Annotated in this window: 24 protein-coding genes, 1 tRNA gene and 2 pseudogenes; 15 read left to right on the forward strand and 12 right to left on the reverse strand. The window is 71.8% G+C overall.

Annotated features, from left to right (window positions below; genetic code table 11):
• Positions 1–52: 52 nt before the first annotated feature.
• Complete coding sequence (locus ABZT14_RS15665) at positions 53–1,234, reverse strand: ROK family transcriptional regulator (protein ID WP_356302272.1); 1,182 nt, start codon at positions 1,232–1,234, stop codon at positions 53–55.
• 330 nt (positions 1,235–1,564) lie between these two features.
• On the opposite strand from ABZT14_RS15665, the gene ABZT14_RS15670 reads away from it, so the two are divergent.
• The gene (locus tag ABZT14_RS15670; protein ID WP_356302038.1) at positions 1,565–1,912 is read left to right on the forward strand and encodes a PAS domain S-box protein; all 348 of its coding nucleotides are present in this window, start codon (positions 1,565–1,567) and stop codon (positions 1,910–1,912) included.
• A 48-nt stretch (positions 1,913–1,960) separates the two neighbouring features.
• Here ABZT14_RS15670 and ABZT14_RS15675 read toward each other — a convergent pair whose 3' ends face one another.
• On the reverse strand, positions 1,961–3,151 hold the full coding sequence (locus ABZT14_RS15675; protein WP_356302041.1) for a GDSL-type esterase/lipase family protein: 1,191 nt from the start codon (positions 3,149–3,151) through the stop codon (positions 1,961–1,963).
• Between the two features lie 68 nt (positions 3,152–3,219).
• Positions 3,220–3,789, reverse strand: coding sequence for a WHG domain-containing protein (locus ABZT14_RS15680; RefSeq protein ID WP_356302043.1), 570 nt, complete (start codon positions 3,787–3,789; stop codon positions 3,220–3,222).
• A 73-nt stretch (positions 3,790–3,862) separates the two neighbouring features.
• Here ABZT14_RS15680 and ABZT14_RS15685 point away from each other — a divergent pair, with 73 nt between their 5' ends.
• Positions 3,863–4,354: an FBP domain-containing protein gene (locus ABZT14_RS15685; protein ID WP_356302046.1), complete on the forward strand. Its 492-nt coding sequence runs from the start codon at positions 3,863–3,865 to the stop codon at positions 4,352–4,354.
• Positions 4,355–4,480: 126 nt separating this feature from the next.
• Here ABZT14_RS15685 and ABZT14_RS15690 read toward each other — a convergent pair whose 3' ends face one another.
• Positions 4,481–4,966, reverse strand: a complete 486-nt coding sequence (locus ABZT14_RS15690; protein ID WP_356302049.1) for a DUF1269 domain-containing protein — start codon at positions 4,964–4,966, stop codon at positions 4,481–4,483.
• Between the two features lie 276 nt (positions 4,967–5,242).
• Positions 5,243–6,307, reverse strand: coding sequence for an NAD(P)-dependent alcohol dehydrogenase (locus tag ABZT14_RS15695; protein ID WP_356302052.1), 1,065 nt, complete (start codon positions 6,305–6,307; stop codon positions 5,243–5,245).
• Between the two features lie 588 nt (positions 6,308–6,895).
• Here ABZT14_RS15695 and ABZT14_RS15700 point away from each other — a divergent pair.
• From ABZT14_RS15700 to ABZT14_RS15725, 6 genes are all read left to right on the forward strand, one after another.
• Positions 6,896–7,105 carry a hypothetical protein gene (locus ABZT14_RS15700; protein WP_356302055.1) on the forward strand — a complete coding sequence of 70 codons (210 nt, stop codon included), beginning with the start codon at positions 6,896–6,898 and terminating at the stop codon, positions 7,103–7,105.
• Complete coding sequence (locus ABZT14_RS15705; RefSeq protein WP_356302058.1) at positions 7,089–7,613, forward strand: DUF6879 family protein; 525 nt, start codon at positions 7,089–7,091, stop codon at positions 7,611–7,613. The genes ABZT14_RS15700 and ABZT14_RS15705 overlap by 17 nt, the downstream gene beginning before the upstream one ends.
• Entirely contained in the window at positions 7,603–8,436 is an 834-nt protein-coding gene (locus ABZT14_RS15710) for a helix-turn-helix transcriptional regulator (protein WP_356302061.1), read from the forward strand. The genes ABZT14_RS15705 and ABZT14_RS15710 overlap by 11 nt, the downstream gene beginning before the upstream one ends.
• A gap of 159 nt (positions 8,437–8,595) precedes the next feature.
• Positions 8,596–8,790: a hypothetical protein gene (locus ABZT14_RS15715; RefSeq protein ID WP_356302064.1), complete on the forward strand. Its 195-nt coding sequence runs from the start codon at positions 8,596–8,598 to the stop codon at positions 8,788–8,790.
• Between the two features lie 272 nt (positions 8,791–9,062).
• Entirely contained in the window at positions 9,063–9,548 is a 486-nt protein-coding gene (locus tag ABZT14_RS15720; RefSeq protein WP_356302067.1) for a hypothetical protein, read from the forward strand.
• Positions 9,549–9,581: 33 nt separating this feature from the next.
• On the forward strand, positions 9,582–9,824 hold the full coding sequence (locus ABZT14_RS15725; protein WP_356302070.1) for a hypothetical protein: 243 nt from the start codon (positions 9,582–9,584) through the stop codon (positions 9,822–9,824).
• Positions 9,825–10,203: 379 nt separating this feature from the next.
• Here ABZT14_RS15725 and ABZT14_RS15730 read toward each other — a convergent pair.
• Together ABZT14_RS15730 and ABZT14_RS15735 are read right to left on the reverse strand one after the other, a co-directional pair.
• Positions 10,204–10,291: transfer RNA gene (locus ABZT14_RS15730), tRNA-Leu, on the reverse strand.
• Between the two features lie 175 nt (positions 10,292–10,466).
• Positions 10,467–10,958, reverse strand: coding sequence for a hypothetical protein (locus ABZT14_RS15735; RefSeq protein ID WP_356302073.1), 492 nt, complete (start codon positions 10,956–10,958; stop codon positions 10,467–10,469).
• Between the two features lie 175 nt (positions 10,959–11,133).
• Here ABZT14_RS15735 and fdhD point away from each other — a divergent pair, with 175 nt between their 5' ends.
• From fdhD to ABZT14_RS15770, 7 genes and pseudogenes are all read left to right on the forward strand, one after another.
• Positions 11,134–11,970 carry a formate dehydrogenase accessory sulfurtransferase FdhD gene (gene fdhD / locus ABZT14_RS15740; RefSeq protein WP_356302076.1) on the forward strand — a complete coding sequence of 279 codons (837 nt, stop codon included), beginning with the start codon at positions 11,134–11,136 and terminating at the stop codon, positions 11,968–11,970.
• 359 nt (positions 11,971–12,329) lie between these two features.
• Entirely contained in the window at positions 12,330–14,159 is a 1,830-nt protein-coding gene (locus ABZT14_RS15745) for an AMP-dependent synthetase/ligase (RefSeq protein ID WP_356302079.1), read from the forward strand.
• 325 nt (positions 14,160–14,484) lie between these two features.
• The gene (locus tag ABZT14_RS15750; protein ID WP_356302082.1) at positions 14,485–15,321 is read left to right on the forward strand and encodes an aldo/keto reductase; all 837 of its coding nucleotides are present in this window, start codon (positions 14,485–14,487) and stop codon (positions 15,319–15,321) included.
• A gap of 265 nt (positions 15,322–15,586) precedes the next feature.
• Positions 15,587–16,036, forward strand: a pseudogene (gene sigK, locus ABZT14_RS15755) (ECF RNA polymerase sigma factor SigK); the annotation flags it as partial.
• Positions 16,014–16,067: pseudogene (locus tag ABZT14_RS15760) on the forward strand (hypothetical protein); the annotation flags it as partial. The pseudogenes sigK and ABZT14_RS15760, both read left to right, overlap by 23 nt.
• Before the next feature lie 31 nt (positions 16,068–16,098).
• Positions 16,099–16,869, forward strand: a complete 771-nt coding sequence (locus ABZT14_RS15765; protein WP_356302085.1) for an anti-sigma factor — start codon at positions 16,099–16,101, stop codon at positions 16,867–16,869.
• 28 nt (positions 16,870–16,897) lie between these two features.
• On the forward strand, positions 16,898–18,259 hold the full coding sequence (locus ABZT14_RS15770; RefSeq protein WP_356302088.1) for a deoxyribodipyrimidine photo-lyase: 1,362 nt from the start codon (positions 16,898–16,900) through the stop codon (positions 18,257–18,259).
• On the opposite strand, the gene ABZT14_RS15775 is transcribed toward ABZT14_RS15770, so the two are convergent.
• The 5 genes from ABZT14_RS15775 to ABZT14_RS15795 all read right to left on the reverse strand — a co-directional run bounded on the left by ABZT14_RS15775 (position 18,252) and on the right by ABZT14_RS15795 (position 23,745).
• Positions 18,252–19,085, reverse strand: coding sequence for a DUF1295 domain-containing protein (locus ABZT14_RS15775; protein ID WP_356302091.1), 834 nt, complete (start codon positions 19,083–19,085; stop codon positions 18,252–18,254). The two genes, ABZT14_RS15770 and ABZT14_RS15775, sit on opposite strands and share 8 nt — an antisense overlap.
• Positions 19,078–20,382, reverse strand: a complete 1,305-nt coding sequence (locus tag ABZT14_RS15780) for a cyclopropane-fatty-acyl-phospholipid synthase family protein (protein ID WP_356302093.1) — start codon at positions 20,380–20,382, stop codon at positions 19,078–19,080. Before ABZT14_RS15780 ends, ABZT14_RS15775 begins: the two co-directional genes overlap by 8 nt.
• On the reverse strand, positions 20,379–21,611 hold the full coding sequence (locus tag ABZT14_RS15785) for a cyclopropane-fatty-acyl-phospholipid synthase family protein (protein WP_356302275.1): 1,233 nt from the start codon (positions 21,609–21,611) through the stop codon (positions 20,379–20,381). Before ABZT14_RS15785 ends, ABZT14_RS15780 begins: the two co-directional genes overlap by 4 nt.
• 14 nt (positions 21,612–21,625) lie before the next feature.
• The gene (locus ABZT14_RS15790; RefSeq protein WP_356302278.1) at positions 21,626–22,396 is read right to left on the reverse strand and encodes a DUF1365 domain-containing protein; all 771 of its coding nucleotides are present in this window, start codon (positions 22,394–22,396) and stop codon (positions 21,626–21,628) included.
• Between the two features lie 62 nt (positions 22,397–22,458).
• Positions 22,459–23,745: an FAD-dependent oxidoreductase gene (locus tag ABZT14_RS15795; RefSeq protein WP_356302096.1), complete on the reverse strand. Its 1,287-nt coding sequence runs from the start codon at positions 23,743–23,745 to the stop codon at positions 22,459–22,461.
• Positions 23,746–23,799 lie beyond the last annotated feature (54 nt).

Below are 23,799 nucleotides of genomic sequence, written 5' to 3' on the forward strand. Positions count from 1 at the left end.
GCCCGGATGGGCGGCGCCGTGGTGCGCGGGGACCGGGGGCCGGTCGGCCGTCTCAGTCCACCGAGAACAGGTGGTCGCTGATGAGTCGTGCCGCGCCGGTGACGCCGGCCACCTGGCCCAACTCGCCGAGCACGATGGGGAGGTTGCCGGTCGCCAGGGGCAGCGAACGGCGGTAGACCTGGGTGCGGAGGCTGGCCAGCAGGGTGTGGCCGAGGCCGGTGACCCCGCCCCCGATGACGACCAGCCCGGGGTTGAAGAAGCTGACCAACGTGGCGATGACCTGTCCGGTACGGGCACCGCCCTCGCGGATCAGGTCGAGGGCGAACTCGTCACCGGCCGCCGCGGCGGCGGCCACGTCGACGGCGGTCAGTTCACCCGAGGCGGCCAGTCGCCCCGCCAGTTCCGGTGACCGTCCCTCCCGGGCGGCGGCCGAGGCGTCCCGGGCCAGTGCGGCACCGCTGAAGTGCGCCTCCAGGCAGCCACGGTTGCCGCAGGCGCAGCGCCGGCCCTGTGGGTCGACCTGGATGTGGCCGATGTCGCCGGCGCTGCCGGTGGCTCCCCGGTGCACCTCTCCCCCGACGACCACCCCGCAGCCGATGCCGGTACCGATCTTCACGCACAGGAAGTCGCGGGCGGAGCGGGCGACGCCGGCCTGCTGTTCGCCCAGGGCCATGAGGTTCACGTCGTTGTCGACCAGGACCGGGCATCCCAGCTCCTGGCCGAGGGCCTCGCGTACCGGGAAGCCGTCCCAGCCGGGCATGATCGGCGGGGCCACCGGTACGCCCTCGGGGAAGCGCACCGGTCCGGGAACGCCGATGCCGGCGCCGTCGAAGCCCTGGGCGGTGCCGCCGTCCCGCAGGGCGTCCACCATGGCCAGTACCCGTTCGAAGACCGCGACCGGCCCCTGGCGTACGTCCACCGGCTCGTTGAGGTGGCCCAGCACCTCCAACTCGGCGTTGGTGACGGCCACGTCGACCGAGGTGGCTCCGATGTCGACGCCCAGGAAACGGAGTTGGGGCGAGAGCCGGACGGTGTGCGAGCGGCGGCCTCCTCGGGAGGCGGCCAGTCCGTCCATCACCACCAGACCGGTCTCCAGCAGGCGGTCGACCTCCACCCCGAGTTTGGAGCGCGACAGCCGTACCCGGTCGCCCAGTTGGGCCCGGGAGTGGGGGCCGCCGTCGCGCAGCAGTCGCAGCAGACGCGCCTGGTGCGCGTTGGAGGGCCGAGCCGTCATACGTCGCACGCCGCCCTCCTCCGTGGCCGCGGATCCCGTGGACCCGTCGAGTGCCCCTGACGCGGTCCCGTGGGGCATCTCGCGGGGAACGTAGCAGTGGGCGACGGAGCGCGGAAGAAGTAGAGCGGAAATCGCGCCGACTTTCTCCTGGGACAGGACAAAGAGTGACCGTGTGTCGCGAAGATGGCGGCAATGAGCGACTGTACGTAGCCAACCCCGCTTCCCGGTGCGGGAGTTGGAGGGGGCGACCGGCCGCCCGTTGACCCCGGGCAGGGCGTCGCGGCTCCACGTCGAGGCGCGGGGCGGGACGGCGCGTGGTGCACTGGGGCCATGGCCTTCCACGCGGTGATCGGCGCCGACCGTGACGGGACGATCGTCCACTGGTGTCCCGGTGCGGAGCGGCTGTTCGGCCACGGCTCCGCGACGGCCCTGGGGCAGAGCCTGGACCTCGTCGTTCCCGAGCATCTCCGCGAGGCGCACTGGCGCGGTTTCCGACGGGCGATGGAACACCCGGAGATCAAGGACCTCGCCGCCGACCTGCCGGTCCTGTGCGCCGACGGCGAGGTGCGCCCCTACGCCGGGAGGCTGCTGGTGCTCAGCGACGGCCTCGGTACGGCGCTGGGGGCGATGGCCCTCTACACCAGCGAGGGCAGCACCGGCGTCCGCCCGTTCGGTTGAGGCCCGGCGCCGGCCATGGCCCCGCACCGGTGGGTACTTCGGCCCGGGTCAGCCTCGTACGGCGAGGGGGCCACCGTCGGCGAACATCCACCGGGCGAAGCGCTCGCCGACCCGTCGGTGGGTGGCGGCGTCCGGGTGCAGGTTGTCGGGCAACGGCAGTTCCTCGGCGTCGGCCTCGCCGTAGAGGTCACGCCCGTCGAGGTAGTGGAGGTTCGGGTCCCGGGCCGCGCGTTGCCTGACGATCCGGGCCAGCTCCTCCCGGACGACCTCCAGGGTCAGCCGGCCGCCGGGCACGTCCGCCGGGTCCCCCATGGCCACGAACCGCACCCGCCCCTGGTCGAGTTCGCTCACGTCCCAGGCGGCCGGCCCGGGGGTGCTCTCGTGGATCGGGCACCACAGGGCCGAGACCACCAGCAGCGGGGCGTCGGGGTGGCCCTCGCGGACGGTGTCCAGGAACCCGTGTACGGCCGGGGTGAAGGCGCGCAGCCGCATCAGGTCGGCGTTGACCAGGTTGATGCCGAACTTGACGCTGATCACGTCGGCCGGGGTGTCCCGCAGCGTACGGGCGGTGAACGGGTCCAGCAGGGCGCTGCCGCTCATCCCGAGGTTGACCAGTTCCACCCCGCCCTGGCGGGCGGCGAGCGCGGGCCAGGTGGTGGTGGGGGTCTCCGCGTTGGAGCCGTGGCTGATCGAGCTGCCGTGGTGCAGCCACACCGGGCGGCCCGACTCGGGCGCCGGCTCCACCGGGGCGTCGGTGCGCAGCGCGACGAGTTCGGTGGTCTCGTTGTGCGGCAGCCAGACCTCGATGCCCTTCGGCCGGTCGGGGAGACCGGTGAAGCGGACGGTCCCGGGAGTGCCGGCGCGGTACTCAGGTGCGGCGGGGTCGGCGCCCAGGTCGATGGTGAGGGTGTCGCCGGCGTGCACACTGCCCCGGCCGGCCGGCTCGCCGTCCACCAGCAGTTCGTACACCCCGTCCGGGCGGGCGGGCACCCCCGGGTAGACGCGTTTGGTCGGGAGGGTCTCCAGTTCGACGACGGTGGCCCGGCTGCGGAACACCAGCCGTACGCCGGAGGGTTGGGCCTCCGCCATGGCCAGCTGCGGGTCCTCGCACTGGGCCCGCACCCAGGCGGGGAGCCGGTGCGGTCGCAGGCCCCGCCCGGTGCGCTCCCACTCCAGGGCGCCGCGCAGGAGTTCCTCGGTCAGGGGGGTGGTGATCAGCGGGTGGCCGGTGGGGCGCATGGGGTTCAGCCTGTCGGGTGGGGAGGTGGATGGGCGGTCGAGGTCGGGGCGGCCCCGATGGAGGGGGGTCACGCTCCGGGCCAGTTGCGCAGCAGCGCGTCGAGGGCGTCCAGGGACCGGTTCCAGCTCTCCTGGCTGTCGGGCTCGCTGTGGTCGAACCCGCCGCCCAGCTCCAGGCTCACGTAGCCGTGGAAGACGCCGCCCAGCAGGCGTACGGCGTGGGTCTGGTCCGGTTCGGCGAGGTCGTAGCCGCGCAGGATGGCCCGGGTCATACGGGAGTGACGGACTCCGGCGCTGGCCGCCGCCGTCTCGGTGTCGAGCCGGAGTTGGGCGGCGGCGTAGCGGCCGGGGTGTTCACGGGCGTAGTCGCGGTAGACGTTGGCGAAGGCGGTCAGCGCGTCCTTGCCCGCTCGTCCGGCCACCGCGTCGGCGGCCCGGTCGGCCATCTCCTCCAGCGCCAGCAGCGCGATGCGGGTCCTGAGGTCCTGGGAGTTCCGCAGGTGGGCGTAGAGGCTCGCCACCTTGACGTCGAACCGTCTCGCCAACGCCGAGAGGGTCACCTGGTCGAAGCCGACCTCGTCGGCCAGTTCGGCTCCGGCCCGGGTGAGCCGCTCCGTGGTCAGTCCCGCGTACGCCATGACCTCTCCGATCCGCTGCCTGAGGCCATTATGGTTTTGCCTAAAGCTATTAGGCAAATTAGCGTGGGGTTTCATGGAGCCACTGACCGAGCGGCAGATCCGCGGCAACTTCGTGAACCTCACCAAGGGACAGGCCAGCCGGCTGACGGTCCCGCGCGACCTGGCCGACCGCCCCTGGGAGGACCTGGACTACCTCGGCTGGCGCGACCCCCAGTCCCCCGACCGCGCCTATCTGGTCGCCGTACTCGACGGCCGTACCAGGGGCCTGGCCCTACGGCGCCCGGGCCCCGGCCCCTGGCGGAAACGGCGCAGCATGTGCTCGCTGTGCCTGACCTCGCACACCGGAGGCGTGTCCCTGATGGTCGCCCCCAGGGCGGGCAAGGCCGGCCAGCGCGGCGACTCGGTCGGCCTCTACGTGTGCGAGGACCTTGACTGTTCGCTGTACCTGCGCGGCCGGAAGGGCGCCGAACTCGGCGGCGGGGTGGAGGAGTCGCTGACCCTGGAGGAGAAGGTGGGCCGGATGCACGGCAACCTCGCCGTCTTCCTCGACCGCGTCACACGATGACCCCCGGCCACGCCAACGGGCCGGCGTCCCAGGGCCGTTGGGCCCAGGACGCCGGCCCGGGGGCAGCGGGTGACGGCGCGGCCGGAGTGCCGCCCGGTCAGGGCGGACTCCCAGGGAACGCGTGACTCAGCCCTGGAACACCTCACGCAGCCTGGTCTCGTCGTCCTCGGAGAGGTTGCTGTGGATCAGCTTCGCGCTCCCACCGGGCAGCTCCTGGTGGATGCGGTCCACCACCTCCTCCGAGGTCAGCAGGAACAGCGCCGAGCTGCCCGGGGTAACCTCGGAGCGCACCTGCCGGATGAAGTCGTCGTCGATGCCCACGTCCGTCAGGGCGCCTCCCAGCGCTCCGGCCGCCGCTCCGATCGCCGCGCCGAGCAACGGTACGAAGAAGATCAGCCCGAACAGCATCCCCCAGAAGGTGCCCGCCAGGGCGCCGGCGCCGGCCAGGTTGTGCAGCTGCCGGGTCTTGGGCTGCTTGCGGTCCGAGGGCCAGCTCACCACCGCCGCGTCATGCACCTGCAACAACCCCTGCTTCTGTAGGGAGAGCAGGGTGTCCTCCACCTGGGAGGCCTGCTCGGAGCTGGGGAACTTCCACACGGTCAGGGCGGCCATGTCTGCCTCCTTGAGGGGCGCCGGTCGGTGGGCCACGCGCACACCACGGGCCCCGACCATGGCAGCACCGATACCCACCCCCCGCACGTCGGGGCACGCCACCCGGGGCCCCCGCCCCCGGGCCACCCGACGGCACGCCTCCGGATACGGGCGCCCGGTACGGCACCCCGTACAGCGGCCGGTACGGCACCCCCGGACGCCTCAACCGGCGCCCGGGGCTGGACCGTTGCCGCACACCGTCGGAGGTCCGGGCGATGCGGCGGCGGGGGCTGGGCCTCAGCCGCCGGAAGCGGGCTCGCCGAGGGTGTGGGCGTCGATCACCGCGCGGTAGCGCACCGATCCGTCGACCACCCTGTCGTAGTACTCGTCGACCTGGTCGGCCCCGATGACCTCCACGGTCGCGGTGATGTCGTGCTCGGCGCAGAACCGCAGCATCTCCCGCGTCTGCGCCAGCCCGCCCACCATGGACCCGGCCACCGAACGGCGCATGGTCAGCACCGAGAACGCGGCGATCTCCAACCGGTCGCTGGGGGCGCCGAGGTTGACCATGACCCCGCCCCGCCCCAGGGTGCTCAGGAAGTCGTCCATCGGGATGCCGTCCCCCACGGTGTTGAGGAGCAGGTCGAAGGAGCACCTCAGGTCGTCGAACACCGACTCGTCCTCGGTCGCGAGGTAGTGCCGGGCACCGAAGGCCAGGCCGTCCTTCCGCTTGGCGTCGGTACGGCTGAGCACACTGACCTCGGCACCCAGGGCCGCCGCGATCTTGACCGCGACATGCCCCAGGCCGCCCATCCCGATGACGCCGACCCGGGTCCCCGGGCCCACGTCGTACCGCTTCAACGGGGCGTAGGTGGTGATGCCCGCACACAGCAGGGGCGTCACCCCGGCGAGGTCGACACCCTCGGGGATGGGCACCGCGAAGTGGTCCCGGACGACGATCTGACGGCTGTAGCCCCCGTAGGTGACCTCGCCGTGGTAGTCCTCCTGGGCGTACGTCTGCACCACGCCCTTCTCGCAGAACTGCTCCTCGCCCTCCCGGCAGGCCTGGCACTCCAGGCAGGAGTCCACGAAGCAGCCGACGCCGACGGTGTCACCCACCGCGTGGTCGCGGACGTTGCCGCCGACCTCCACCACGGTGCCGACGATCTCGTGCCCCGGCGTCATCGGGAAGAGGCCCTCTCCCCACTCGTCGCGGACCTGGTGGATGTCGGAGTGGCAGATGCCGGCGTACCGGATGTCCACGCGCACGTCGTCCGGGCGCAACGCGCGCCGCTGGAGGTCGACGGTCTCGAAGGGCGCGTGGGCCCTCCTGGCGGACAGGGCGGGCACGGTGGTGGTCACGTGGAACGCTCCTCGCGCGAATCGGGGTACCCCAGAGGGAACGACGTACCCCCCGGGGGCGCGAAGGACACATACGGCACCCACTCCCCCCTTCGCCCCCTTTCACCCACCACCGGGCAGCTCGGGCACAGAACCCCACACCGGGCCACCCCCCCGCTCCCCCGACGGCTCCACGAAAAGCCCGGTGGGGCCCAACCCCCGCCACAGCCGGTGGAGTTGGGCGGCCAGGCCGGGGGGCTGCGTGTCCCATGGGCGGCCATCGCGTACCGCCGTGGGACGGGGTACGGGGGAACGCCGGGCACACCGGGCCCGCAACGCGAGAGGCCCCGGGGGAAACATGCCTCAGAGTGCCTCATCTTGACGGACTCGGCTGGTCATGCGTGCCCCCTGTCTCAGGCTGTTTCGGACCGCTGTTGGTTATGGGTTGGTCACGTAGCCAACCCTCGCTCGCACCTGACCGGTCGGGGGTTCCCAAGATCGTCTACCCGACAACGCGAATATCGGCAAAGTGTCATAGACCTGGCGCGCGAGCCCGGCCTACCGTCCTCATGGAGGCAGGGAAGGCCCCTGCGCCCGAGGAGAGGAACCATGGCGCGTGAGGAACTGACCCGCCTTACCGGCAAAGTCGGCGGACCCAACTGTGACGACGACGATTGCCCCAACGTCTACCGGACCAAGAGTGGTTCGATCGTCGTCCAGGGCGAGGTGTCCGGCGTGTTCACCCCGCCCTCGGGCGAGGGACTGGTGGAGATCCCCGAGCACATTCTGAGGGAGGCTGTCCGTGCTCTTGGATGGTGACGACTGGCGCCGGTTCTTCGACGCCTTCGAGCGCGAAGCATGGCGGTTCGAGGCGCAGCCCACGTACACCATGCCCAAGGAGCAGGAGAACGTAGCCCTTTTCCTGCGCGGTGATGACAAGCCCAGCGGCCACAATGCCCGCTGGCACGAACGAGTGCGCGGATACGTCGAATCCGGCAAGCGCATCGGCCGTGTCCGGATCGTGCGTCAGCCGCTCACCGACTACCAGCGGTATCAATTCGCCTGGGGCATCCCCGGAAACATTGCCGCCGGGGAAGACATTCGCATCTTGGATGTGACGCGAGACAACTTCGGATTGCCGCTCTCAGGCCAAGACTGGTGGATGTTCGACGATTCCCGCATCGCTCACCTGAACTTCCGTCCGGACGGAACCCAGATCAATCGCGAAGCGTACGAAGGTGATCCAAGGCCTTATCGGGAGTGGAAGCGGGTCGCCCTGGAGTACGCAGTACCTTTCGAGGAGTACGTGAAGGGCCTTGACGCTTGACCCTGACCAGCTAGGCCAGTCGAAGGCCGACCTAGCAGAAACACTCCGCAGTATGCGAAAGCGAGCCAGGCGTACACAGGTCTGGCTCGCTCAGCGCTGCAATATATCTCAGACCAAGCTGAGCAACATTGAGACCGGACGAGTCACCCCCGGCCTGGTCGATGTTGAGTTGATTCTTGGAGCCCTCGACGCGCCCCCGGAAATCCTGGCCGAAGTTACCGCCCTGGCGCGGCTCGCCAATACGGAGTGGCAGGGCAAGCGGGCATCTTGGCGAAGAGGGTTGGAGAAGCGACAAGCCGAGCTGGCCGGCCTCGAAGGCGAAGCATCGGCGCTCCGCTACTTCCTGCCTGCCATGGTGACGGGACTCCTGGCTACACCCGAATACATCAGGGCCAGCCTCAGCAACTCCCCAGTGGACACAACCAAGACGGTCGCAAGGAAGCTGGAACGGCAAGCGGTCCTCTACGACAGCACGAAGCACTTCACCTTCCTGCTGACAGAACAAGCCGTCAGGTGGGCCGTGGTCCCGCCTGCGGCGATGGCCGTCCAGATGGATCGGCTCGCCTCAGTCTCTCACCTGCCCAACGTGCGTATCGGGGTCATCCCTACGGGCACAGTTGTCGGCCGTGGGCCTCTGAACACCTTCACCGTCTATGACCAACGGCTAGCAACTGTCGAGACATTTACTGGACGTATCGTTTTCCAGGATGCTCGGGACATCTCGGAACACCTCGACGTCTTCCGCATGTACGAGCATCACGCGTTGTTCGGAGAGGACGTAAGATCCTTGCTCGGGCAGTGGGCCGCAGACTGCCGCGCGTGATCGTCTACCCGACAACGCAAATAATGTGAGGAAGCCACCCAGATCCGGGGGAACATCAAATCTCACGGATCGCGGGGAGGTAGTCGGAATGGCGAGAAGGACGAAATCGGCAGAAGGGGCTGGGGAGTTCGCGGCGTCCATGCTCGGAGGGGTGTCGGCATGAGCGAGCCGAGAACGTATCCGAGTGGGCCGGTGGAGCCTCCGCTGACTGTGAACCTGGAACCCACAGCCGTGCCGGGCTGCGCTGGGTGCGCAGAGTTGGCCAACGCGCGAGACCGTGCGCGGGTCGTTGGTGACATGACGACGGTGTCGGACTGCAACGTCTTCCTGCGGCGACATCCGGAGGGCCACTGATGGTCACGGTCCGAGACATCGGGGCCCTTGTCACGGATGACCCCGCCGACCTGCCGCAGCACCGCCATAAGCGCCCGACGGCGTTTCTGTGGCCCGAATCCGGAGGCGCTGAGTGGTTGGTCTCTCCAGATTCCGTGCAACGGATCGAGAAGGCTCCGGTGCGTACGTTGTCCCCGTGACGGACCACCGGCTGTCCCACCCCGGCAGCGGAAACTCTGGCGAGTCGAGCTACCGGGGCGGGCTGTGAAGTGTCACCACAAGGAGGAACGCACATGCAGGATGTACGCGCATTACTCAGCCCCGTCGCGTTCGGGGGTGTCGTCGCAACCGTCATCGACAACAACCCCGGCATGGACGAGGCTACGGCCGAGCGGATCGTGGTGGAAGCGCTCAAGTTCATGGACGCCGCCGCGCGGTTCCCGACCGTCAGGATCACGCCCTCGAACGTGGTGGACGAGGGGTGGCACGCGTTGATCTTGCATACGAACCTGTACGAGAAGCTGTGCGCACGCCTGGGCCGGTTCGTGCATCACTGGCCCGAGCGCCCCGATGCCGAGCGGCACGACGTACACGCGCTCACGCGTACGGTGGCCATCATCGAGCAGGCCGGTCACACCGTGGACAGCGAACTGTGGACGGGCCCGACCAAGGCCCTGGTGTCGGTGACGGCGAACTGCTCCCACACACCGAAGCCCGGCGGGCTGCGGTCCGATCAATCCGGGCAAGTGCGCTTCGCACTGCTCGGGCGGTGGCGGTAGCCACCCCGATGGCGACCAGTGGAAGGGAGAACAGTGAACGGCGAGGACGCACGACAGGTGGAGGCCGTACTCAAGCGGTTGGGTATCCCCGGCGTGGTCGCACCGGAGGACCCGGCGAACACGGCGGGGCCATGGCGCGTGTACGACACTGCCGACCCGGCCACACGCCGTGACGTGACCGCTGACGCGCTGGCCTCTCTGGCCGCCAAGTTCCCGAAGGAGAAACCGGGTTCAGGGCCGACACGGGGGTTCGTGATCCCGCCCGAGGACGGGTGACCGCCAGCGGCGCCGACCAACAGAGGAACGCCCCTGCCCGTTGCGGCAGGACCGTTCGGTTGGCCGCGAGCGGCTCCGGGCGCATCGGTTCGGGGCGGACGTCGCGGCGTGGGCGGGTGCCCAACGGTGGGCGTCCCCTCGTACGACCGGACCTCGGCTCTGATCACCCTGATGACGGTGACCGCCGGCGGCGCCGTGACCTCCGCGAACGACGCCCCCACGTACGGATACCGGGGAGGAGGTGACCCGGCGGCCCGCCGCCGACGGGCACGGCCCGTCGTCCCTGGTCCGCCCCGGGGGATCCTGGGCCGCTGGCCACGTGATCGCTCGCGCCACTGCCCCGAAACGCGGAAGACCCCACACGAAGTGAGGTCTCAGCTGGTGTCCGAGGGGGGACTTGAACCCCCACGCCCTGTAAAGGGCACTAGCACCTCAAGCTAGCGCGTCTGCCATTCCGCCACCCGGACCGGTGTGCCAGGCGGCCGGGCCACCTGCGCTCGCGCCACCATACCAAGGTTTGGGGGTGCCTCTCACCACGGTTATGCCCCGCCCAGACCGGGGTCCGGGCGCCCGTGACCGGGGCAATCCACGGACCACCGGGCCCGGTTCGGGTGATCGTTTCGGCGGGCGTACCGGTCGGCCTCAGGTACGACCGCGCCGGTGCTGGGCCTCGCGGAGCGTCGGCGCGGAGGGCATCCAGTCGGCCCGTACCACCTCGAAGCCCCGGCGGCGGTAGGCGGCGCACACCTGGGCGTCGTCGTCGACCACCACCGCGACCCGGCGTCGGGCGGCGAGGCGGGTGAGCAGTTCCAGCTTGGCGACCTTGGCCGGGCGGCGGTCCCGTTCGCCCCGCATCCACAACTCGCCCTGGGGCAGGCCGTGTTGGTCCAGCCAGCGTTCGGTGTCCGCGCGGCAGCGCTCCGGCCTGCCGGTGACGTAGCCCAGCTCGCAGCGTTCGGCCCACTGCCGCGCCAGCCGTACCCCCTCGTCGAGCGGCGGGTCCTGGGGCGCGGCACGGAAGAAGGCGTTCCAGTCGCGGGGGGTGGACTCGATCAGGTGGAGCCGGTGCCGGGTGTCGCAGAGGGTGCCGTCCAGGTCGAAGACGGCCAGCGCGTCCCGCTCGTTCCCCTCCATCGCCCCTCCTTCGGCCGTGGCCCGTTCCTCCGAGGCGGTCACCCTACGCGGCCGGCGCCCGCCCCGCCCCTGATCACCGCCGTCACCAGGGGTTCGGCGAGGCCGGGCCGAGGGACAATCGGTGCAGGGGCTGGTGGTCCCGCACACGAGACGACGAGGCGAGGGGACGGCAGCCATGGGAAGGGTCACCGCACGGCGTCAGGTGCTGCGGGTACGGGACGGGGTGGCCGGGCACCGGCCGGACACCCTGGTGGTGGAGGAGCCGCTGGAGATCCGGGTGATGGGCGAGCCGCTGGCGGTGACCATGCGTACCCCGGGGGACGACTTCCCGTTGGCGGCCGGGTTCCTGCTGAGCGAGGGGGTGGTGACCTCGGCCAAGCAGATCCAGAGCATCGCCTACTGCGCGGGTGCCGTGGAGGACGGGTCCAACACCTACAACGTGCTGGACGTACGGCTGGCCGAGGGCGTGCCGGTCCCGGGCCCGGAACTGCGGCGCCACGTGTACACCAGCTCCTCCTGCGGGCTGTGCGGCAAGGCCAGCCTGGAGGCGGTGCACACCACCGCCCACTGGGAGCTGCCCCCGCCGGCCGACTCCTACCGGCTCAGCCCCGCGCTGTTGTCCTCCCTGCCGGACCGGTTGCGGGAGCGGCAGCGGGTGTTCGAGCGGACCGGGGGGCTGCACGCGGCGGCGCTGTTCACGCCCGAGGGGCGGTTGGTGGACCTCCGGGAGGACGTGGGGCGGCACAACGCGGTGGACAAGCTGCTGGGGCAGGCGCTGTTGGACGGCCAACTCCCCTTGCGGGACTCGGTGTTGCTGGTGTCCGGGCGGGCCTCCTTCGAGCTGGCGCAGAAGGCCGTGATGGCCTCGGTGCCCACCCTCGCGGCGGTGTCGGCGCCCTCCTCCCTGGCGGTGGACCTGGCCGAGGAGGCCGGGCTGACCCTGGTGGCCTTCCTCCGTGGCACCTCCATGAACGTCTACGCCGGCGCGGAACGGGTGGCCCTGGACGGCTGATCCGACCGGGAGCGCCGGGAACGGCGCGGAAGGGACGGCCCCACAAGCGAAGAGGGGTTCGGCCCTCCGGTACTCCCTCCGGCGTGACCGGATCGCGACCGTGCGGCACCCCGTCGACGCCACGGGGGCCGTAGGGGCGGACGGGTCGGCGGAGACGGGAGATGACCACGGAGCGTTCACCTCACGGTCGCGGAGAGGGAGATCGGGTGCGGAATTCGAAGGCGTACTGCGACGAGTCCTTTACCGAAACCCGAAGTGGCCGTATTTGCCCAGGTGAACCGGTGTCCGCCACCTCCCGCACGGGCCCCGGATCCGATACGGTCACGACGCCGCACAGGGCGAGGTGAGGAGCTAAGGCATTGGGCGAGTTCACCGTTCCCGCTCTGGTCACCGCGCCCCCGGTGGGCGGGCTGGCGGACTGCGTGTACGACAACGCCACCGCCGACCCCGACCACGTTCTGTTGAACCGCAAGGACTCCTCGGGTGAGTGGCGGGAGGTGACCGCCGGCCAGTTCCGCGACGAGGTGCTCGCCGTCGCCAAGGGGCTCATCGCCCAGGGTGTGCGGTTCGGTGACCGGATCGCGCTGATGTCCCGTACCCGGTACGAGTGGACCCTGCTGGACTTCGCGATCTGGAGCGTCGGGGCGCAGTCGGTGCCGATCTACCCGACCGCCTCGGCCGAGCAGGTCGCCTGGATCCTGCGGGACGCCGACGTCACCGCCGCCCTGGTGGAGCACGAGGACCACGCGATGACGATCGGCTCGGTGGTCGACCAGGTGCCCCGACTGCGCCGGCTGTGGCAGCTGGACGCCGGGGCGGAGAAGGAGCTGACCGACGCGGGGACCCGGATCGACGACGACGTGGTGCGCCGCCACCGGATGGCCGTGACCCCGGACTCCACCGCCACCCTGATCTACACCTCCGGCACCACCGGCCGGCCCAAGGGCTGTGTACTCACCCACGGTAACTTCGCGGCCGAGGTGGACAACATCATCGCCCGCTACCGTGACCAGCTGTTCCGCCCCTACAAGGAGGACCCCTCCTCCACCCTGCTGTTCCTGCCGCTGGCCCACGTGCTGGGGCGGATGCTCCAGGTGGTGTGCGTGCGGGGCCGGGTACGGATGGGGCACCAGCCCAACGTCACGGCCGCCGCGCTGCTGCCGGACCTGGCCTCGTTCCGCCCGACGTTCATCCTGGGCGTGCCGTACATCTTCGAGCGGGTCTACGACACCGCCCGGCGCCGGGCCGAGACCGAGGGCCGGGCGGCGGCGTTCGACCGGGCGGCCGAGGTCGCCGTGCAGTACGCCGAGGCGCTGGAGGCCAGGTCCTTCGGGCAGGGCCACGGCCCCAGCGCCGCCCTGCGGATGCGGCACCAGGTGTGCGACAAGCTGGTCTACGGCAAGCTGCGGGCCGCCCTCGGCGGACGCTGCCGCTACGCGGTCTCCGGCGGCTCCGCCATGGAACGGCGGCTGGGCCTGTTCTTCGCCGGGGTGGGCGTACGGGTCTTCGAGGGGTACGGGCTGACCGAGACCACCGCCGCGGCCACCGTCAACCCGCCCGAGCGCCCCCGCTACGGCACCGTGGGTCAGCCCATCCCCGGGGTGAGCGTGCGGATCGCCGAGGACGGGGAGGTGTGGCTACGCGGCGCCATCGTCTTCCAGGGCTACCTCAACAGTTCCCGGGCCACCAAGGAGGCCCTCCAGGACGGCTGGCTGGCCACCGGTGACCTGGGCGCCCTGGACGAGGACGGCTACCTCACTCTCACCGGCCGGAAGAAGGAGGTCCTGGTCACCTCCGGGGGCAAGACCGTCTCCCCCGCGCCCCTGGAACACCGGGTACGCACCCACCCGCTGGTCGCCCAGTGCCTGGTGATCGGCAACGACCGCCCGTACGTCTCGGCGCTGGTGACCCTGGACGAGGACGCGGTGGCGCACTGGCTGACGGTGCACGGCAAGCCGGAACTGGACCCGACCGAGCTGGTGCGGGACACGGACCTGGAGCTGGAGGTCCGGCGCGCGGTGGTGGCCGCGAACACCACCGTCTCCCAGGCGGAGTCGATCCGTACCTTCCGCATCCTGGCCGCCCGCTTCACCGAGGAGGACGGCCTGGTCACGCCCTCGTTGAAGCTGAAGCGCAAGGCCATCGAGGAGGCGTACGCGCAGGAGATCGAGGCGCTCTACCACCGTTAGGGTGTGCCGTTCGGATCACTGCGAGGCTCGCGTGCGGTGTCACCGAGCGTGCCGCACCTCGCCGCGTTGTCGTGGTGGGTCGCGGTGAGTCGCCGTGGGCCGCCGTGGGCCGCTGCCGCCGATGCGCCGCATCGACTCCTCCTCCGCCTTGCGGTGTCCACGGCCCACCACACCAGGACGCGCTCCCTGATCTCCCAGGATCCGAACGACACACCCCAGCGGTCCCCGGCCGGCGGCAGGAATTTCGGAGGGGACGCCTCCGTTGTGCGACGGAGCGGCAGCAGCCGCCTTGTGACCACGCACGCAGACCGAGCAAAGGACCACCGTGAGCGACGTTCCCCACCTCACCCTCCGCGACGGCCGCACGATCCCCCAACTGGGCTTCGGTGTCTGGCAGGTGCCGGACGACGAGGCGACCCCGGCGGTGGCCGAGGCGCTGGAGGCGGGATACCGCAGCATCGACACCGCCGCCGTCTACGAGAACGAGAAGGGCACCGGCATCGCCCTGGCCTCCTCCGGCATCCCCCGCGAGGAACTGTTCGTCACCACCAAGCTGTGGAACGCCGACCAGGGGTACGACTCCACCCTGCGGGCTTTCGACGCCTCCCTGGAGCGGCTGGGCCTGGACTACGTCGACCTGTACCTCATCCACTGGCCGATGCCCGGGGTGGACTCCTACGTGGAGACCTGGCGGGCCTTCCAGAAGATCCTGGAGTCGGGCCGGGCGAAGTCCGTGGGGGTGTCCAACTTCAAGCCCCACCACCTGTCCCGGCTGATCGAGGAGACCGGGCGCACCCCGGTGCTCAACCAGGTCGAGCTGCACCCGCACCTGTCCCAGGCCGAACTGCGGGCCTTCCACGCGGAACACGAGATCGCCACCGAGGCCTGGTCCCCGCTGGGCCAGGGCAAGGACCTGCTGCGTGAGCCCGGGCTCGCGGAGCTGGGCGAGAAGTACGGCAAGAGCCCCGCCCAGGTCGTACTGCGCTGGCACCTGCAACTCGGCAACGTGGTGATCCCCAAGTCGGTCACCCCCTCCCGCATCCGGGAGAACATCGACGTGTTCGACTTCCAGCTCACCGCCGAGGAGATCGCCGAGGTCAACGCCCTGAACACCGACAGCCGGCTGGGCGCCGACCCGGACGAGATGAACTGGCGCGGCTGAACCCGCCGCGACACACGGGCAGTTGGCCCTCCCGGCGGGCTTCCCCCTCTACGGTGCGAAGCCTGACCACCCTCCGCGATCCACACCCATCCAGGAGGGTCCCGGCTACGAAGCAGAGGTGAACCCTGCTTCGGGAGGAACCGATGTCCAGCAAGCCGCCGCCCTCACCCCCGTACGACCTGGGGGGTGAGGGCGCGTGAGAGAGGCCGTCCCCCTCACGTCGGCGCCCGGCTCCGGGCCCGACCTGCCGGAACTCCTGCTCCGGGTGGCCCGGGGCGACCAGGAGGCCTTCGGCCCGGTGTACGACCTGGTGGCCGGCCCGGTGCTGGGGCTGGTGCGGAGCGTGCTGCGCGACCCGGCCCAGTCCGAGGAGGTCGCCCAGGAGGTGCTGATGGAGGTGTGGCGCCGGGCGCCGCACTTCCGGCCGGAGCGGGGCAGTGCCATGGGCTGGGTGCTGACGATGGCGCACCGTCGGGCCGTGGACCGGGTGCGCTCGGCACAGGCGGCCACCGACCGGGAGAACCGCGCGGCGCTGCTGGAGCGCACCCCCGCCTTCGACGAGGTCACCGAGCAGGTCGAGGCCCGGTTGGAGCGGGAGCAGGTACGGCGCTGTCTGCGTACCCTCACCGAGGTGCAGCGCGAGTCGGTGACCCTCGCCTACTACCAGGGGCTGACCTACCGGGAGGTCGCCAAACTGCTGGCGCTGCCCCTGGGCACGGTCAAGACCCGGTTGCGGGACGGTCTGATCAGGCTGCGGGACTGCCTGGGGGTGAGCGTGTGAGAGGCGACGCCGAACTGCACACCCTCACCGGGGCCTACGCCGTCCACGCGTTGCCCGAGCCGGAGCGTGAGGAGTTCGAACGGCACCTGGCCGACTGCGCCGCCTGTGCCCGCGAGGTGGCCGAACTCACCGCCACCGCCGAGCGGTTGGGCCTGGCGGTGGCGGTGACCCCGCCGGAGGGGATGCGCGAGCGGGTGCTGCGCGGGATCAGTGCGGTGCGCCAGGAGCCGCCGCACACCACCCGGGAGCGGACCAGCCGTACGGTGCCCCCACGGTCGACCCGGGCCTGGAGGGTGAGCCGGCTGGTGCTGGCCGCCTGTGTGGCCGGCGCCGTCGGGCTGGGCGGTGTGGCGGTGTGGCAGTACGACCGGGCGCGGGAGGCCGAGCAGCGGAGTCAGCGGGCCGAGCAACGTTCGGAACGGATGGCGCGGGTGCTGTCGGCGGACGACGCCAGGGTCTCCCCCAGCCACCGGCTGCCGGGCGGGGCCAGGGCCACCGTGGTGGTCTCCCGGAAGCAGGACCGCGCGGTCTTCCTGGCGTCCGGGATGGGCGCACCGCCCCGGGGCAAGGTCTACCAGCTGTGGTTCGAGGACGGCGGCGCGATGCGCCCGGCCGGGTTGATGCCGGGTGACACCGACTCCGGCGCGGTACTGATGGAGGGGCCGGTGGGCGGTGCTTCCGGGATGGGCATCACGGTCGAGCCCACCGGGGGTTCGCAGCGGCCCACCTCCGACCCGGTGGCCCGGATGGAGTTGCCGAAGGCATGAGCGAGACACGAGCGAGGAGCGTGAGCGGGTGACTTCCACCTCCGTGGTGCTGTTCACCAGTGACCTGAGGTTGACCGACCATCCGCCGCTTGTCGCGGCGCTGGACGCGGCGGAGGAGGTGGTGCCGCTGTTCGTGCGGGACACGGATCTGGAGTCGACCGGGTTCGCCTGTGCCAACCGCAGGGCGTTCCTGGCCGACTGCCTCCACGACCTGGACCGTGGTCTGCGCGAACGGGGTGGCCGCCTGGTGGTGCGCCGGGGCCCGGTGGTGGACGAGGTGGTGGACGTGGTCCGGGCGGTGGACGCCGGTTCGGTGCACCTCGCGGCCGGCGGCAGCGGCTACGCGCTGGCGCGCGAGCGCCGGCTACGCGAGCGGCTGGAGCCCCTGGGGTGCGCCCTGCGGGTGCACGAGTCGGTGCAGACCGTGGTACCGCCCGGAGAGGTCACCCCGCAGGGGCGCGACCACTACGCGGTCTTCACCCCCTACTGGCGCAAGTGGCGGTCGGTGCGCGTCCGGGACCCGCTGCCGGCGCCGAAGTCCGTGACGGTGCCCACCGTCCGGGGTACGAAGCCGCCCGCCCGCGAGCGGTCCGGCGTCTCGGCCGGGCTGGCCGAGGGGGGCGAACGGGCCGGGCGGAAGCTGTGGGACGCCTGGCGGAAGGGGGGAGTCGACGACTACGACCGGCTCCAGGACGACCTGGCCCGGGACGGCACCTCCCGGCTGTCGCCCTACCTGCACTTCGGGGCGCTGTCCCCGGTGGAGCTGGCGACGGCGGCCGGCCAGCGGGAGGGGGCCGGCCCGGAGGCGTTCGTACGGCAGCTGGCCTGGCGGGACTTCCACCACCAGGTGCTGGCCGCGCGGCCGGAGTGCTCCTGGTCCGACTACCGCTCCCGGGGCGACCGTTGGCGGCTGGACTCCGGGGAGGTGGAGGCCTGGCGGCAGGGGCGTACCGGTTTCCCCCTGGTGGACGCGGCGATGCGGCAGTTGCTGCACGAGGGGTGGATACACAACCGGGCGCGGATGCTGGTGGCGAGCTTCCTGACCAAGACGCTGTACGTGGACTGGCGGGTGGGTGCCCGGCACTTCCTGGACTGGCTGGTGGACGGGGACGTGGCCAACAACCAGATGAACTGGCAGTGGGTGGCCGGCACCGGTACCGACACCCGCCCCAACCGGGTGCTCAACCCGCTGACCCAGGCGCGGAGGTTCGACCCCGACGGCGCCTACGTCCGCGCCTGGGTGCCGGAGCTGGCCGGGGTGGAGGGGTCGGCGGTGCACCGGCCCTGGCGGCTGCCCGGCAAGGAACGGGCCGCCCTGGACTACCCCGAGCCACTGGTGGACCTGGACTCCGGGCGGGCCCGCTTCGAGCGGGCCCGGGGCCTCAACTGACCCCGCCCGAGGGGCTGTTGGTGTCGGTCTTCCTGGGCGGCAGCGGGAAGAAGCCGCTGGTGCGGGCCGCGTACTCGGCGTATCCGGGGCGCTGGCTCATCTGCCGCTCCAGCAGCCGCTTGCCGCTGCCGAACACCAGCAGCCCGCTCATCACCAGCGGGGAGACCAGGGCCAGGGCGGCGGAGCCGAGCTGGGCGCAGGCCAGCAGGTACAGGCCCCACCAGACGGTGAAGTCGCCGAAGTAGTTGGGGTGGCGGGTGTAGCGCCACAGGCCCTGATCCATGATGCGGCCCTTGTGGGCGGGGTCGGCCTTGAAGGCGCTCAGCTGGCGGTCGCCGACCGCCTCGAAGCCCAGCCCCACGGCCCACAGCGCCACGCCCAACCAGTCGAGCACGCCCACGGGTTGGGGCAGGACGACGGCGAGCTGGAGCGGCAGGGACACCACCATCACCAGCAGCCCCTGGAGTCCGTACACCATCCGCAGGGCGTACCAGCGGGGGTCGCCGGGGGCCTTGGACAGCATCCGCTCGTAGCGGGGGTCCTCGCCCTTGCCCCGGCCCCGTCGGGCGATGTGGGCGGCCAGCCGCAGCCCCCAGGCGGCGGTGAGGACCACCACCAGGGTCCGGCGCAGCGGGTCGCCGTGGCCGACGGTGGCCGCGCAGGCGACCACGGCCGTGGTGGTGAAGCCCAGGCCCCAGGCGACGTCGACCAGTCGGTGGGTGCCCCGGCGCTGGCCGAGGGCGAAGGTGGTGAGCATCAGGGCGGCCACGGCCAGCGCGGTGGCGCCCAGGCTGAGGGCGAGGGCGCCCCAGGGAAGGTCAGTCACGGTGGTCTCCGTACCAGTCGGCGGGGCGTGGGGGCGGGCCGTCGTCGCCGTCGGGGGTGGGGCGCCGGGCGAGGATCTGGTCGACGCCCATCCTGCGCTGTTCGAAGGCGAGGGCGCCGCCGACCAGGTACAGCCGCCACACCCGGGCGGTCTCCTCTCCGACCAGGGACACCACCTTGTCCCAGCGTTCCTCCAGGGTGCGGTGCCAGGCGTGGACGGTGTGGACGTAGTCCTCGCGCAGGGACTCGGTGGCCCGTACCTCCAGGCCGGCGTCCTCCAGCAGCGCCACCGTGGCGCCCAGGGGTCGCATCCTCATGTCGGGGGCGATGAAGGTCTCGATGAAGGGGCCGCCTCCGGGCGCGGCGTGTGGGCCCCGGGACATCTGCTGCACCAGCAGTCGTCCCCGGGGGCGCAGCATGGCGTGCAGGGTACGGGCGAAGTGCGGGTACTCCTCGCCGACGTGCTCGCCCATCTCCACGGTGGCCACCGCGTCGAAGCCGCCGTCGGCCAGTTCGCGGTAGTGGCACAGCCGTACCTCGACCCGGTCCTCAAGCCGTTCCTCCCGCACCCGGGCACGGACGTGGGCGGCCTGTTCGGCGGAGAGGGTGACGGCGGTGACCCGCGCCCCGTACTCGGCGGCGGCGTACAGGGTGAGCGAGCCCCAGCCGCACCCCAGGTCCAGCAGCCGGTCGCCCTCCCGCAGCCTCAACTTGCGGCAGATCAGCCGGAGTTTGTCGCGCTGGGCGTCGGCCAGTTGGTAGTCGGCGGAGGGTGGGCGGGTCCAGTAGGCGCAGGAGTACGCCATGGTCGGGTCCAGCAGCAGTGTGTAGAAGTCGTTGGACAGGTCGTAGTGGTGGCTGATGGCGGCCCGGTCGCGGTCGGTGCTGTGCAGCGGGCCGCGCTGCCTGGCCCGGGGCGCCCCGGGGTCGGCGGGACGGGGACCGGCCGCGCCGAGGCGGACCAGCAGGGTGGCGGCCCGGGCCCGGTCGGTGACGCCCATACGCGGTGGGGTGAGCGCTCTCTCCCGGGCCGACCGCCACAGGGTGCGCAGTCCCTCGCGCAGGCCTGTGCCCGCGTCGCCCTCCACGTCGAGGTCGCCGCTGGCGTAGGCCTGGGCGAGGCCGACCTCGCCGGGCTGCCACAGCAGTCGCCGCAGCGCCCGGGGGGTACGGAGCACCACGGTGACCCCGTCCGGGGGGCCGGTGTGGCTGCCGTCCCAGGCGCGGAGCCGGAAGGGCGGCGGCCCGTCGAAGAGTTGCCGCAACAGGGGTTCCAGTCGGGGGGCGATCGGCTTCACCGGGTGAACTCCTCCTTGGTGAGCTGGAGTTGGCGTACGTCGAGGTACCGGGAGCGGAACCCGGCCTCGGAGTAGGCGAGGTAGAGGTTCCACATCCTGCGGAAGGTGTGGTCGAAGCCGAGGGCGGCCACCTCGTCGGCGTGGGCGGCGAACCGCTCGCGCCACAGCCGGAGGGTCTCGGCGTAGTGCGGTCCGTAGCCGGTCTGCGCGGTCAGCCGCAGGCCGGTGTGGCGGGCGAGGTTCTCCTCGATCGCGGTCGTCGAGGGCAGCAGGCCGCCGGGGAAGACGTACTTCTGGATCCAGGTGAAGGTGCCCCGGGTCTCCCGCAGCCGGTCGTGCGGCATGGTGATGGCCTGGAGGGCGACCCGGCCTCCGGGTTCCAGCCGCTGGTCCAGGGTGCGGAAGTAGGTGGGCCAGTAGTCCTCGCCGACGGCCTCGATCATCTCGACGCTGACCACGGCGTCGTACCGTCCGGTGGTGTCGCGGTAGTCGCGTAGTTCCACGCTGACCCGGTCGGCCACCCCGGCCTCGGCCAGCCGGCGCCGGGCGAGGGCGCGCTGCTCCTCGGACAGGGTGACCGTGGTGACCCGGGCGCCGCGTCGGGCGGCCTGGAGGGCGAGCTGCCCCCAGCCGGTGCCGATCTCCAACAGGCGGGTGCCGGGGCCGACTTCGGCCAGGTCCAGCAGGGCGTCGACCTTGCGTCGCTGGGCGTCGGCCAGGAGTTCCGGCCGGGCGGGCAGGGACCGGAAGAGGGCAGCCGAGTAGCTGAGGGTCTCGTCCAGGAACAGGGCGAACAGTTCGTTGGACAGGTCGTAGTGGCGGTGGATGTTCCGCCGCGACCCGGCCCGGCTGTTGCGCTGGGTGGCCGGGGGTCGGCGGGCCCACAGCCGGCGCAGTCGGCGCAGGGCGGGCGGTACCAGTTCGGTGACCTGGTCGGCGAACACCTCCAGCACGCCCACCAGGTCCTCGGCCTCCCACTCACCGGCCATGTAGGACTCGCCGAAGCCGATCAGCCCGTCCCGACCGAGGCGGCGGTGGAAGGCGTCCGGGTCCCGCAGCTCCCACACCGGTCCGCCGCGTCCCAGCCGGGAGCCGTCGGGGAGCAGCACCCACATCGGCAGCCGGTCCAGGGTCCGGCGTACGACCCGGGCGGTGACCTCGGCCCGCAGGGCGGAGCAGCGGGGGACGGCGGCCACCTCGGGCCAGCGTTCCGCGTCCACCGTGGGCATCGTCGCTGACTCGCTCACTCCACACCTTTCCTGGGGACGGTCGCGGTCGGGTTCGGGGGGTCGACGGGGCCGGAGTGGTCGGGTGCCTCGGGGCGGTGGGGCGGCCGGGGCACCACCGGCAGCCCGCGCAGGTACAGCCGGATTCCGTGCAGGCGGATGCCGAGGGAGACCGCGAGGGTGGACAGCGGCCGGGTCGCGGCGAGGGCGAGGAGGTGGGCCAGCGTGGCGTCCCGCCGGTGGCCGCGTACGGTCGCGACGAACGGTGCCCCCTCGGGCGGGTGCAGGGTCACGGTGAGCGACAGCCGCCGCCCAGGGGGCGGCAGGCTCATCCGGTAGCGACCGGCGACCGGGTAGAAGGGCGAGACGTAGAACTCCTTGTCGGCCTCGGCCCGCCCCCGTTCGTCGGGGTGGAGCAGGTAGCTGTGTCGCTGCCCGTAGGTGTTGTGCACCTCGGCCACCACACAGGCCAGTGCGCCGTCGGCGCGGTGGCACCAGTAGACGGTCAGGGGGTTGAAGACGTGGCCGAACACCCGGGCCTGCGCCAGCATCCACACCGGCCCGTCCGGCACCGGCTCGCCCCGCTCGGCCAGCAGCCGGTCCAGTCCGGCGCGGAGGGTGGGGGCGTCACCGCCGAGGTGGTCACGCGGGTCGAAGCGGGCCAGGGGCGCCAACCACCGTGGGAGGGCGGGGAGTTGGTCGAGGTCGACCAGCCACAGGTAGCCGCGCTGGCGGAAGGAGTGGGCCACCGGCGTGGTGCGGGTGTGGGCGACCACGCAGGGGTACAGCGCGGGGGTGGTTTGCCGCCGCTCCGCCCGGGCCCGGCCCGGTCTCCGCCGGGTGTGGACGCTCACCACCGCACCCCCAGGGCGCGGGCGGCCTCCACACCGGAGCGGCAGCCGTCCTCGTGGAAGCCCCATCCGTGGTAGGCGCCGGCGTAGGCGAGGCGGGGGCCGTTGAGTTCCGGCAGCCGCTCCTGGGCGGCCACCGACTCGGGGGTGTAGAGGGGGTGGTGGTAGGTCATCCGGGCCACCACCCGCGCCGGGTCGAGGTGTTCGCCCTCGTTCAGAGAGACCACCCACTGCTCGGGGGTGTCCAGGCGTTGCAGCCGGTTGAGGTGGTAGCTGACCCGGACCCGGTCGGTGGGGACGCGACAGGAGGGCAGGGTCACGTTCCAGGAGGCGCGGGCGCCGGCCGAACGGGGCAGGGGCGAGGGGTCGGTGTGCAGCACGGTGGGGTTGGGCGAGTAGCGGAAGGCGCCCAGCACCTCGCGTTCGGCGTCGGTGGGCACGTGCCGCAGGGCCAGTGCCTGGTCGGGGTGGGTGGCGATGACCACCGCGTCGAACCGTTCGGCGCCCTGGTCGGTGGTCAGCTCCACCCCGTGCCGGGGTGCCCCGTCCAGCAGCCGCACCGTACGCACCGGCGTGCCGGTGCGTACCGATGTCAGCTGTTTGGCCACCCGCCGTACGTACTCCCGCGAGCCCCCGGTCACGGTCCGCCAGCGGGGCGAGCCGGTGACCCCGAGCATCCCGTGGTGGTCCAGGAACCGGAAGAGGTAGCGGGCCGGGTAGCGGGGGGCGTCCCGTGGAGCGCAGGACCACACGGCCGAGACCAGCGGGGTGACGAAGTGCTCCACGAAGTAGGGGGAGAACCGTCCCCGGCGCAGGAACTCCCCCAGGGTGGGGGTCGCGGGGCCGGGTTCGGCCAGCAGACGGGCGGCCCGGCGGTGGAAGCGTGGCACCTCGGCGAGCATCCGCAGGTAGCGGCCCCGCAGCAGGTTGTCGGGGCGGGGGAACAGGCCCCGAAGGCCCCGGGCGCCGGCGTACTCCAGTCCGCAGCCCTGACAGCTGACGGACATGCTCATCTCCGACTCCTGGGTGGTGACGCCGAGTTCGTCGAACAGCCGCAGCAGTGACGGGTAGGTGCGGCGGTTGTGCACCAGGAACCCGGAGTCCACCGGGTGGGTCCGGCCGTCGGTCGAGGTGACCTCGTGGGTGTGCGCGTGCCCGCCCAGCCGGTCGTCCGCCTCGAAGAGGGTGACGTCCGGGCGTTCGCCGGCCCTGCTGAGGACGTGGGCGGCCGTCAGGCCGGCGACCCCGCTCCCCACCACGGCGAGCTGACGGTTCGGGGTGCTCATCCGGGCCCTTCCTGTCGTCGGTCAGCGGCTCCTGTGAGCAACATTCGGAGCCGT

The organism is Streptomyces sp. NPDC005438, from assembly GCF_040606315.1.
Classification (GTDB): Bacteria; Actinomycetota; Actinomycetes; order Streptomycetales; family Streptomycetaceae; genus Streptomyces.